Below are 12,254 nucleotides of genomic sequence, written 5' to 3'. Positions count from 1 at the left end.
AGTACTGCCGTGGTCACCTTGAGCCGACCCCGTAAGCCCCGGCGGTAAGCTCATGATATGGCACGATATTTCGACATTCACCCTGAAAATCCGCAGCAACGCACCATCGGACAAGTGGTCGCCATCCTGCGCTCCGGCGGGCTGATCGCCTACCCCACAGATTCCTGTTACGCGCTTGGCGCCCAGCTGAGCAATAAGGACGCACTGGAACGCATCCGCTCCATCCGCAATCTGAACGACAAGCACCACTTCACCCTGATGTGCCGTGACTTCGCGCAACTCGGCCAGTTCGTAAAGATGGACAATGACATTTTCCGCAGCATCAAGGCCGTCACACCAGGCAGCTACACCTTCATTCTGCCGGCGGTAAAAGAAGTTCCGCGCTGGCTGTCACAGCCCAAGAAGAAGACAGTGGGTGTGCGCATTCCGGACAACAAAGTTGTTTTGGCGTTGCTGGAAGAACTCGGCGAGCCGCTGATCTCCAGCACCCTCCTGCTGCCCGGCGAGGAGGATCCGTTGACCGAGGGCTGGGAAATCAAGGAACGGCTGGACCACCAGGTGGACGCTGTCCTGGATGCTGGGTTCTGCCCGCCGGAACTCACCACCGTCATCGACTTTTCGAGCGGTGAACCGGAAATTGTGCGCTACGGCACCGGCGACCCCACACGTTTCGAGTAGGACACAGCGCGGGTAAACGGTAAACGGCGAAGAGGCAGGCAGGCTAGGGGCATGGTTCTATACATCGGCACTTCCGGGTGGAGTTACACCGATTGGCGGAACGTCCTGTACCCGCCTGGACTGCCAAACCGTCTTTGGCTGGAGACCTACGCCGCTGAGTTCGACACCGTCGAGTTCAACGGGAGCTTCTACCGGTGGCCGCGCGAGCCCGCCTTTGCTGCCTATCGGGACAGATTGCCCGAAGACTACCGTTTCTCCGTCAAGGCACCCAGAGGCCTGACCCATGCGCGAAAGCTGCGTGAACCTGAAGAATGGATTGGCAGAATCAGCCGATGCTGGAATGAGCTGGGGAAAAAAGCCGGCGTCCTGATTGTCCAGTTGCCTCCCAACATGGAACGCGACGATGCCCGCTTGGACTACTTCCTCAGCTCCCTGCCCGACGGGATAAGGACTGCGGTCGAATTTCGGCATCCGAGTTGGGAAACCGAAGACGTCTACAGCCTTCTTGAACTCCACGATGCCGCATATACCGTTATGAGTGGAGCCAACCTGCCCTGCAACCTGCGTGCCACGGCGTCGTTCGTTTATTTGCGTATGCACGGGCCTGATCGTGAGCACCTCTACGCAGGCTCCTACAGCGAAGATGACCTGCATTGGTGGGCCGACCGGATCCGGGAGTGGGAGTCCATGGACAAGGATGTCTACGTCTATTTCAATAACGACGGCGAGGGTCACGCCGTCCGCAACGCCAGGACGCTCCGCTCGTTTCTGGCTACCTAGGCCTGACACTGGGACAGGGAAGTTCGTTCCCGGAACTCGTAGGCGACGGCACCAACTGAGGGTACCCTCGAGAGTGAAGAGTGACCGTTGAGAACACTGCGGACCACAACTCTCCTTATTCAGGTTCCATCGTCTTGGGCTGCCTTGTCAGTCCAAGAAGCAATCTCCGGATTCTCCTTCACAGACGCCGGCCGTTATCTTCGGCGCGTCCTACCTTGGATAGTGCCATGACTTTTTCCAGCAGAATTTCCTCCCGTGATCCGTTCCCCGAGCATCTGGAAGCCCTCTCCACTGACGCCCTGGAAATCCTCAACAGCAAGCTCCACCGCCAGGCCGAACTCGAATACCAGCAAGAGGGGGAGCCGGAACTGGAAACCCGGTTCCGGCTGGAGTTCCTCGCGGAAGAACTCGACAAGCGCGATTCTTCGGGAACTGGCTCCGCACAGGATGCCGGCTCTAATGTTACGCAGGCGCCGGCAAGCCCGGAGTCTGACCGCATGGCAAACGCTTAGCGTTCTTCCGGCACAACCAAACTGAGCGCTATTGCCGCTCGGCCGCCTGCCAATCTGTGCCATTTCCCTTGACACTTCTTCACTGCATACAGACTGTTGACGCCACAGGGCATCGGGGGGCGCCCAACGGCCGGGACACTGCCGGCCGCCGTCGCATTCTGGGAGGTCGTCGCTGTGAAGTATTCAAACGCAGGAAAGAGTATGGTCCGGGCGGTGACGACGGCGGCCGTAGCCGCCGTCGTTTTGTCCGGAACGGCTCCGCTAACCGGACTTCAGCTGCCCGGCCAACAACCGGCAGCAACAACGGTTGACGGTAAGGGCCCCGGCAAGGGCAACGGGCACGGAGGCGGGAACGGGCACGGAGGCGGGAACGAATCCCCCTCGGCCCAGAATGTCATCCTGATGGTCGGTGACGGGATGGGACCAGGCCAACGGGAGGCCATCCGGCTGGCGCTCGTGGGCCTAACCGGAGAACTCGAGATGGATTCCATGCCGGCGGCAGGCCGAGTGCACACCAACTCCGCTGACCCGGGCACATTCGTCACCGATTCAGCCGCGGCCGCCACCGCGATGGCCACCGGAGTGAAGACATATAACGGTGCCATCGGGGTCGACATCGATCAGCGCCCTGTTACCACCGCACTTGAGGTGGCTGAGGAACTGGGCAAGTCGACCGGCCTTGTCACCACCAGCAACGTCACCGATGCAACCCCGGCTGCATTTGGTTCGCACGTCCTGGACCGGGATGAACAAAGCGCCATTGCCCGGCAGTTCCTGGAAAGCAGCCGCCCCGAAGTGATCCTTGGCGGAGGCGAGGACTACTGGTATCCGGAAGGTCATCCGGGCCGTTACCCGGACAACCCGGCCGAAGACCCGTCCGAGGAAAGCGCCGGCACCGAAGGAAACCTGGTGGAGCAGGCTCAGTCGATGGGGTACGAATATGTCTGGGATCTGGCCGGCCTGCAGGCAGCGGATTCCTCGATGGTCCTGGGCCTCTTCGCCAATGAAGAGATGTTTCAGTACGGGGACGGCGTCGATGCCCGGTACCAGCCCACGGTGCCGCTTACGGACATGACCGCCAAAGCCCTGGAGCTACTCAACTCAGGCGACGAGGGCTTTTTCCTGATGGTGGAGGAGGAAGGAATTGATGCCTTCAGCCACGTCAACAACGCCGAGCTCACCATCGAATCGGGCATCGAGTTTGACCGTTCGGTGGCGTTGGCCAAGGACTTCGCGGAGCAGGACGGAGAAACCCTGCTGATTGTGGTGGGCGACCACCAGACCGGTGGAATGACCATTGAATCAGTGGACGTCCCGGAGCCCGGAGAGGAACCCGATGAGCCGGGAGACGGTCCTTCCGCCGAAGACGGCCCACTGCCCGTTGCCGGAGCGGAGCAGGAATTCATGGTGGATTGGAGCACCGGAGGTCACACCGCACTGGATGTTCCGCTCACAGCCATGGGACCGGGGTCTGATCTGCTGACCGGAGTCTATGAGAACACCCGCATCTTCGACATCATGGTCCAAATGATGCGTGCAGGAAATGAAACTGACGATGACGACGGAGACGGCAACAATCCACCGGCTTGGCATCATGGAAAGACCCGCTTTGACCTGCAGGCGCACCGCGGCGGACGCGGTGAATATACAGAAGAATCCCTGACCGGCTTTGCTCATGCATTGGAGTTGGGGGTCAGCACCCTGGAACTGGATCTCCACCTCAGCAAAGACGGCAAGGTGGTGGTCTGGCACGACGACACCATTGATGCCGAAAAGTGCCGGGACACTGCACCTGTGCAACAGGGAGATCCTCAGTTCCCGTACGTCGGCACCCGTGTGGCAGATCTGACCCTGGCGCAGTTGAAGACCCTGGACTGCGGCTACCAGCAGCTTCCCGGGTTCCCCGAACAGGAAGTGGTGCAAGGCAACCGCATTGCCGAACTGCGCGATGTCTATGAATTGGCCGACGCCTACGGCGCCCGGAAAATTCGGTTCAACGTGGAGACCAAGGTTGAGGACGGCCAGGCCGGCGGCCCGGGCATGGAAGCCCTGACGCGGGCGGTAGTGGCTGAGGTCCAGGCATCGGGGCGGGAGCGGTACACCACCATCCAGTCCTTTGACTGGGCTTCCCTGAACCGGGTGAAACAAATCGCACCGCGGCTGACGCTGGTTGCCCTGGCCGGAGATGCCGCCGAACTCGGGGTGGGCCAGCCGGGAGCCGCACCCCAGCTGGGCGGCATCGACATTGACGACTATGACGGATCGGTTGCCCGGGCAGCCGCTGCTGCCGGATATGACGTCCTCTCCCCCATCGCCACCACCGTTACCGCCGAAATGATCCGGGACGCCCACCGGGCGGGCCTTCCTGTTATCCCCTGGACCGTAAACACTGCCGAGGACATGAATGCCCTGATTGACGCGGGCGTGGACGGCATCATCACCGACTACCCCACTCTGCTGCGCGCAGTCATGGAGGAACGAGGCATGAAACTGCCGAAGGCTTACAGCATCTCTTGACCGGTACCGCCTGAGCGAACCAGCGATCTCCAGGAGCACGATGGACAAGAAACCTTCCCACCAGGAGCAGAGTCGTCACCAGGAGCAGAACCGGGAGCAGGAGCAGGACTTGGCCGCCCTGGCTTCGCTGAGTCCGTTTGAGCTCAAGGACCGGCTGATCGCTGCCGCCTCCGGAACCGAGCGGTTAATGCTGAACGCCGGGCGCGGCAATCCCAACTTCCTCGCCACTCTTCCGCGACGGGCGTTCCTGGCGCTCGGAGATTTCGCCGTGTCGAAGTCCGAACGTTCATATTCATACCTGGACAGCGGTTTCGGCGGGCTGCCGGAGCAGAAGGGGATGCTGGGACGGTTCAACGCGTTTGTGGTGCATGATCCGCAGCGGGAGGGTCTGCACTTCCTGCGGTCCGCAGTGAGCTACGTGCACGATCAGCTGGGCTTGGACCGGGAGGCGTTTCTTGAGGAGATGGTGACAGCCTTCCTGGGCTGCATCTATCCAACACCGCCACGGGTGCTGCCCCAGACCCAGGAGGTTCTGCGCGCGTATCTGGGGCAGGAACTGTTCGGCGGGCAGATCCCTGCAGGCGCCGTCGACGTGTTCCCCACCGAAGGCGGAACGGCGGCGATGACCTACATTTTTTCTTCGCTTGCCCTTAACGGACTCATCACCCCCGGTGACCGGATTGCCCTGGCCACTCCGATCTTCTCCCCGTACCTGGAAATCCCGCTGCTGCCGGATTACGGCCTGGACGTGGTGCAGGTTGTCATGGACGAGTCAGCGGACTGGCAACTGCCGAACACCGAACTGGAGAAACTGCTGGATCCGGCCATTAAGGTGTTCTGCCTGGTCAATCCGAGCAATCCGCCCTCTGCCAAACAGCCGCAGGCGGTCCTCGAGCGGCTTGCACGACTGGTGGCGGATCAGCGGCCGGACCTGATCATCATCACCGATGACGTGTATGCCACCTTCGCCGATGACTTTGTCTCCGTCTTTGCCGTTTGTCCGCGGAACACGCTGTGCGTTTATTCCTTTTCCAAGTACTTCGGAGCCACAGGCTGGCGGTTGGGTACCATCGCGCTGCACCAGGAAAACGTGATCGATGATCTGCTGGATGCCTTGCCTGCCGGCGAGAAGCAACGGCTGAACGCACGGTACTCCTCCCTGACCACTGACGTGCCCGGCTTGAAGTTCATTGACCGGCTGGTGGCCGACAGCCGTTCCGTGGCCCTGAACCACACCGCCGGGATTTCGGGTCCGCAGCAGTTGCAGATGGTGCTCTTTGCCCTGCACGGCCTCATGGATCGGCTGGACCGCTACCAGGACGCAGCAAAAGCCCTGATTCGGGGGCGGTACAACACCCTGTTCCGGAACATGGGTGTGGCGCCCACTCCGGCGCCCGACGACGTGGGGTACTACAGCCTGATAGACCTGCGGAAACTGGGGTCGCGTCTCTATGGTGAGGAGTTTGCCGCCTGGCTGGTCTCCCGGGAGGACCTCGGGCTCCGGTTCCTGCTGCGGCTTGCCTCGGAGACCGGCGTGGTGCTGCTCCCGGGCAAGGGGTTCGACGTCGTCGTTCCCTCGGTCCGGGTGTCACTGGCGAATTTGACCGATTTTGAGTACCGCGCCATTGGCGCAGCAACGCGGCGAATCCTCGAGGATTACCACCGGTCGTTTACGGAGGGCGGCTAGCCTGCCGCCGAGTCCGGTACAAACCGGCAGCCCAATCCATGCTCGGTGATCAGATGGACCGGAGCCGCAGGATCTGCTTCCAGTTTCCGCCGCAGCTGCCCCATGTACAGGCGCAGGTAACCGGTGTCGGTGGTACCGGGACCCCACACCGCGGACAGCAGGGAGGATTGGCTGATCAGCCGACCCGGGTATTGCACCAGTGCCTCCAGCAACCGCCACTCGGTGGGAGTCAGGCGGATTGCGGACCCGTCGGAGATGCGGACCACAGCCTTGGCGGCCAGGTCCACCCGTACCCCGCCGAAGACCACTTCGGACTGCTCAGGAGCCGCCGGGCCGCGGCGGGTCAGAGCACGGATCCGCGCCATCAGCTCCTCGGTGGCGAATGGCTTGGTGACGTAGTCGTCGGCACCCAGATCCAGGGCACGGACCTTGTCTGCGGAATCCGTGCGGCCGGAGATCACGAGGATCGGCGCGCGGCTCCAACCCCGAACGGCTTCGATAACCTCCATGCCGCTGAGCCGGGGCATGCCCAAATCCAGCACAATCAGTTCCGGATGTTCCTCGACTGCCTTGCGGACAGCAGCTGCGCCGTCGGCCGCCGTAACCACCTCGTATCCGTAAGCGGAAAGGGTAATGCGCAGCGCACGGAGGATTTGAACGTCGTCGTCGGCCACCAGAATCTTCACAGCGTGCCGCCCGCACTTCCGGCACTCTGCTCCGTTGTTTCCTCAACGGCGGCTGCAGGAAGCGAAAGCACCATGGTCAGTCCGCCTCCCGGGGTGTCCTCGGTTTCCAGCGTCCCCATCATTCCTTCCATAAAACCCTTGGCAAGTGCCAGGCCCAAGCCCAGACCAGTCAGATTGTCGGTATCCCCGAGCCGTTGAAAGGGCAGGAACACATCTTCCAGCCGTTCCGCTGAAATCCCGGGCCCACAGTCTATGACGCGAATTTCCACCCTGCCGGCAAACGCACTTGCAGCCAGCACCACTTTCGCCTCCGGCGGTGAGAAACGCACCGCGTTGGCCAGCAGGTTGACCAGCACCCGCTGCAGCAGCACCGTATCAGCCAACACCGGGGGCAGGGCGGGAGGTATCTCCAGCTCTACTTCCGCAGGACCCAGCCCCAGCTCCTCCAACGCCGGCAACACGACGTCGGCGGTATCCAGCGGAGCCAGGCTGACACCCAGCACTCCGGCCTGCAGGCGGCTCACGTCCAGCAGGGACGTCACCAGCTCCGAGAGTGTTGCCAATGATTCCTCGGCGGTGGCCAGCAGTTCGGCGCGGTCCTGTTCGCTCCACTGCACGTCCGGTGCCCGCAGACCGGTTACCGCTGCGGTGGCTGCTGTCAGCGGGCGGCGAAGATCGTGCCCGACGGCGGCCAGCAGCGCGGTGCGGACCTTGTCCGCAGCGGCCAGTGACCCCAACCCTTTGGCTGTTTCGGCAAGGTCGCCAAAGTCCAGTGCCGCCTCGAGCTGGGCGGTAATGACCGCCAGGAGGCGGCGGTCTGCCGCTTCCAGATCTCTGCCGTACAGTTCCAGTACCGCGTGTTCCCCCACCGGCAGGACCAGAGATGCGGCGCCCGACGGCGTGCGGGCTCCCGCTGCGGCGAGTTGAACGCCGTCGGCCATCAGGTGGACCGACTCCAGGCTGAAAGCTTCCCGGGTGCGGCTCACCAGGGCGGCGGTGGCATCCTCACCGCGCAGGACGTTTCCGGCCACCGATGCCAGCAGTTCGGACTCCGCCGCGGAACGGCGTGCCGCCCGGGAACGCCTGGCCGCGCGGTCCACTACGAAGCTGACCAGCATGGCATTGACGAGGTACAGCACCAGGGCCAGGATGTGCGCGGGCGTGGCGACGGAGACGGTGTACAGGGGCTGGATGAAGAAATAGTCCAGGGTAATGCCGGAGAGCAGCGCGGCGAACAGCGCCGGCCAGATTCCGCCAACGAGCGCAACGAGGATCACGAGCAGCTGGTAGCTGAGCACATCTCCGGTAATGGATTCCGGCGTGCTCATGAGCACCAGCGCCCAGGTCAGGAGCGGACCGCCGGCCAGCGCCAGAGCCAGCCCCCAGAGCCTGCGGCGCACCGTCAGGGCGCCGCCGAGCCGCGGCAGGACCGGCCGTCCGCCAGCAGAGGCATGGTTGACGATGTGCACGTCAATATCGCCGGATTCACGCACCGCTGTGGCACCGATTCCCGGACCGGTCAGCAGTGCCTGGATCCGCGGCCGGCGGCTGACACCTATGACCAGCTGGGTGGCGTTGACGCCGCGGGCAAAATCCACCAGTGCGTGCGGAATATCCGCACCCACCACTTGGTGGAAGGTGCCGCCCAGTTTCTCCACCAATGCCCGCTGGGAGGCGAGCTCGCCCGGATCTCCGCCGCGCAGGCCATCCGGGCTGGTCACATGAACCGCCAGGAGCTGCCCGCCGGCGGATCGGGCGGCAATCCGGGCTCCGCGGCGCAACAGGGTTTGCCCCTCCGGTCCGCCGGTCAGGGCCACCACCACCCGTTCGCGGGCTTCCCACTTATTGCGGATTCCGTTTTCGGCACGGTACTTGTTCAGTGCACTGTCCACCTCATCCGCCAGCCACAGCAATGCCAGCTCGCGCAGCGCCGTGAGGTTGCCCAGCCGGAAATAGTTGGACAGCGCGGCATCCACCCGGCCGGCAGGATAAATGATGCCCTGTGAAAGCCGGCCGCGCAGCAGCTGCGGCGCGATGTCCACCAGCTCCACCTGGTCCGCTGTCCGAAGCACCGAATCCGGCACCGTTTCGCGCTGCACGGTGCCGGTGATTTGTTCGATCACGTCGTTCAGGGACTCGATGTGCTGGATGTTGACGGTGGACAGGACGTTGATGCCGGCGTCCAGCAGTGTTTGGACATCCTGCCAGCGCTTGGCATGGGCCAATCCGGGAGCGTTCGTGTGGGCAAGTTCGTCCACCAGCGCATAGTCCGGCCGCCGGGCGAGGACTGTGTTCAGATCCAGTTCTGACAGGACCAGTCCGCGGTGGTTTACCTGGACCGGAGGAACCGTTTCCAGGCCTTCGGCCATGGCGGCCGTGGCGGCACGGCCGTGGGTCTCCACCACCGCCACCGCCACGTCCCTGCCTTCGTCCCGCAGGCGCCGCCCCTCCTCGAGCATGGTGTACGTCTTGCCGACTCCGGGCGCAGCGCCCAGGAATACCCGGAGTTGTCCTCGTGTCATCTCCTAAGTGTCCAACTCCAGGAGGGCAATATTGAGCTGCAACACGTTGACGGTCTGTTCTCCGAGCACTCCCCCGCGCCGCCCTTCCACAGCGGACTCCACCAGCGCCCGGACATCGACCGGGTCCAGTTCGCGCTCGGCCGCTACCCGATCCACCTGAAGCAGGGCATATTCCGGGCTGATGTGGGGATCCAGCCCCGACGACGACGCCGTCAGGGCGTCCGCGGGCACGTCTCCGGGATCCACGCCCTCCAGTTCGCTGACCGCGGCGCGGCGCTCATCGATCGCCGCAGCCAGATCCGGGTTTGTCGGGCCCAGGTTGGAACCGCTGGAGGCACCGCCGTCGTACCCGTCGCCGGCGGCAGAGGGCCGGGATTGGAACCACTCAGGCAGGGCGGCGCCGTCCGCATCGGTGAAGGACTGGCCGATCAGGGCGGACCCCGCGTCCTCCCCGTTCACGGAGACCACCGACCCGTTTGCCTGGTGGTTGGCCACCACCTGCCCCACACCCGTAACCGCCAGCGGATAAACGATTCCCAGTGCCGCTGTCAGGACCAGGACGCTGCGGACCGCCACTCCCATCTGGCGCGCCGACGTTCGTGCAGTACTCATGATGCTTCCTGTTCGTTGTGTTTGGAGATGTTAGGGCCGGTCATCAGAACCCCGGGATCAGGGCCACGGCGAGGTCGATGAGCTTGATGCCGATGAACGGCGCCACCACCCCGCCCACGCCGAAGACCAGCAGGTTCCGGGTCAGTACCCCGGAGGCACCGGCTGCCCGGTACTTCACGCCGCGCAGCGCCAGCGGAATCAGCGCAATGATCACCACGGCATTGAAGATCACCGCGGAGAGGATTGCCGACGCCGGAGAATGCAGGCCCATGACGTTCAGGACGGCCAGTCCCGGGAACACGCCCATGAACATGGCGGGAATGATCGCGAAGTACTTGGCCACGTCATTGGCGATCGAGAACGTGGTCAGTGCTCCGCGGGTGATCAGCAGCTGCTTGCCGATCCGAACAATATCGATCAGCTTGGTGGGGTCCGAGTCCAGGTCCACCATGTTGCCGGCTTCCTTCGCTGCCGACGTTCCGGTGTTCATGGCCACGCCCACATCGGCCTGGGCCAGGGCGGGGGCATCGTTGGTGCCGTCCCCGGTCATTGCCACCAGCTGGCCGCTGGCCTGTTCCCTGCGGATCAGGGCCATCTTGTCCTCCGGAGTGGCTTCGGCCAGGAAGTCATCCACCCCGGCTTCCGCGGCAATCGCCTTGGCGGTGCGCGGATTGTCTCCCGTGATCATGACGGTGCGGATACCCATCCGCCGCAGCTCGGCGAAGCGGTCCTTCAGCCCGTCCTTGACCACGTCCTTCAGGTGCACGACGCCGAGAATCCGGGCACTGCTGCCGGACTGTCCGCCATCGGCCTCCCGGATGGCCACCACCAGAGGCGTGCCGCCGGCGGCGGAGATTTTGTCCACCTGGTAGGTCAGGTCGGACAGTACGTCGACGTCGATTCCGCCGGACTCGGCCACCCAGTCCATGACGGCCGAGCCGGCACCCTTCCGGATCTGTGTTCCATTTGCATAGTCCAGCCCACTCATGCGCGTCTGGGCCGTAAACGGAACGCTGACGGCGTCTGCGTCCTTCACCGGTGTGATCCCCATGCCGGCGGCAAGGTCCACAATAGATTTGCCCTCGGGAGTGGGGTCCTCCGCCGAGGACAGCACTGCGGCGAGGATCAGCTTGTTGCGGTCCGCTCCTGCCACCGGGATGAAGGCGGCAGCCTGCCGGTTGCCGTAAGTGATGGTGCCGGTCTTATCCAGCAGCAGCGTGGTGACGTCACCGGCGGCTTCAACGGCGCGGCCGGACATCGCCAGCACGTTGTGCTGGACCAGCCGGTCCATGCCGGCAATGCCGATGGCTGAGAGCAGTGCCCCGATGGTCGTGGGGATAAGGCAGACCAGCAGTGCCACCAGCACCGGAATGCTGACCGCTGCGCCGGCGTATCCGGCCAGCGGATTCAGCGTCACCACCACCACCAGGAAGATCAGGGACAGGGTGGCCAGCAAGATGTCCAGGGCGATCTCGTTCGGCGTTTTTTGCCGGGCTGCTCCTTCCACCAAGCGGATCATCCGGTCCACGAAAGTCTCACCAGGCTTGCTGGTTATCCGCACCACAATGCGGTCCGAGAGCACCCGGGTTCCGCCGGTGACCGCAGACCTGTCGCCTCCGGATTCGCGGACCACGGGAGCGGATTCACCGGTAATCGCGGATTCATCCACGGAGGCAATGCCGTCGATGATGTCGCCGTCGCCGGGAATGATCCCGCCGGCGGTGACCACCACGACGTCGTCGAGCACCAGATCAGCGGACGCAACTTCTTCCACCGTGGCGCGGGACGCGGAAGGATCGCCGGCAGCGTCATAGCCGGTTACCCGCTGCGCGGGAGTGGTGGTCCGGGTTGCCCGCAGCGAGGCGGCCTGGGCCTTGCCGCGGCCTTCGGCAACGGATTCCGCCAGGTTGGCGAAGATGACGGTCAGCCAGAGCCATGCCGCAATCAGCCAGGTGAAAGCGCCGGGCACGGCGCTGCCGCCCGAGGTGCCCGCGTCGCCGGTGATGGACTCCGCCACTGCAATGACGGTAATCAGCGCGGCGCCCACCTCCACAATGAACATGACGGGGGTGTGCCACATGATGCGCGGATCAAGCTTGCGCAGGGCGCCGGGAAATGCCTTCCCCAGCTGGGCGGCGGAAAAGCCGCCGCGGGCCGGCGCCCGGTTTGCTGACGCCGCGTCCTGCCCGTCCGGTGCTTCCCCGGATTGTTGTGAGTCCGGCCGAAGCGGGGACTTGTCGGTTTTGCTTGTCACTGTGGA

9 protein-coding genes are annotated in these 12,254 nt (G+C 63.8%); 5 read left to right on the top strand and 4 right to left on the bottom strand.

Annotated elements, in window-relative coordinates; genetic code table 11:
- Positions 1–57 precede the first annotated feature (57 nt).
- From CXR03_RS09290 to CXR03_RS09270, 5 genes are all read left to right on the top strand, one after another.
- Positions 58–678, top strand: coding sequence for an L-threonylcarbamoyladenylate synthase (locus tag CXR03_RS09290; protein ID WP_104103535.1), 621 nt, complete (start codon positions 58–60; stop codon positions 676–678).
- A 51-nt stretch (positions 679–729) separates the two neighbouring features.
- On the top strand, positions 730–1,458 hold the full coding sequence (locus tag CXR03_RS09285; RefSeq protein WP_104103533.1) for a DUF72 domain-containing protein: 729 nt from the start codon (positions 730–732) through the stop codon (positions 1,456–1,458).
- A gap of 227 nt (positions 1,459–1,685) precedes the next feature.
- Positions 1,686–1,970, top strand: a complete 285-nt coding sequence (locus CXR03_RS09280) for a hypothetical protein (protein WP_104103532.1) — start codon at positions 1,686–1,688, stop codon at positions 1,968–1,970.
- A 174-nt stretch (positions 1,971–2,144) separates the two neighbouring features.
- A complete protein-coding gene (locus tag CXR03_RS18795; protein ID WP_308470579.1) occupies positions 2,145–4,487 on the top strand; it encodes an alkaline phosphatase in 2,343 nt (780 codons plus the stop codon).
- A gap of 40 nt (positions 4,488–4,527) precedes the next feature.
- A complete protein-coding gene (locus tag CXR03_RS09270) occupies positions 4,528–6,174 on the top strand; it encodes a bifunctional aspartate transaminase/aspartate 4-decarboxylase (protein WP_104103530.1) in 1,647 nt (548 codons plus the stop codon).
- Here the strand turns inward: CXR03_RS09270 and CXR03_RS09265 are convergent.
- Genes CXR03_RS09265 through kdpB form a run of 4 tightly spaced genes read right to left on the bottom strand, consistent with a single transcriptional unit; the run spans position 6,171 to position 12,248 of the window.
- Complete coding sequence (locus CXR03_RS09265) at positions 6,171–6,860, bottom strand: response regulator transcription factor (RefSeq protein ID WP_104054321.1); 690 nt, start codon at positions 6,858–6,860, stop codon at positions 6,171–6,173. The genes CXR03_RS09270 and CXR03_RS09265 overlap by 4 nt on opposite strands.
- Positions 6,857–9,382: a DUF4118 domain-containing protein gene (locus CXR03_RS09260; RefSeq protein ID WP_104103529.1), complete on the bottom strand. Its 2,526-nt coding sequence runs from the start codon at positions 9,380–9,382 to the stop codon at positions 6,857–6,859. The genes CXR03_RS09265 and CXR03_RS09260 overlap by 4 nt, the downstream gene beginning before the upstream one ends.
- A 3-nt stretch (positions 9,383–9,385) precedes the next feature.
- On the bottom strand, positions 9,386–9,994 hold the full coding sequence (gene kdpC / locus CXR03_RS09255) for a potassium-transporting ATPase subunit KdpC (protein WP_104103527.1): 609 nt from the start codon (positions 9,992–9,994) through the stop codon (positions 9,386–9,388).
- A gap of 43 nt (positions 9,995–10,037) precedes the next feature.
- Positions 10,038–12,248, bottom strand: coding sequence for a potassium-transporting ATPase subunit KdpB (gene kdpB / locus CXR03_RS09250; RefSeq protein WP_258073576.1), 2,211 nt, complete (start codon positions 12,246–12,248; stop codon positions 10,038–10,040).
- Between the last annotated feature and the right edge of the window lie 6 nt (positions 12,249–12,254).

This window comes from Arthrobacter sp. 08Y14, assembly GCF_002929455.1.
Classification (GTDB): Bacteria; Actinomycetota; Actinomycetes; order Actinomycetales; family Micrococcaceae; genus Arthrobacter_B; species Arthrobacter_B sunyaminii.
The sequence above is the reverse complement of the archived record's forward strand: the minus strand, read 5'-3'. Positions and strand labels throughout refer to the sequence as shown.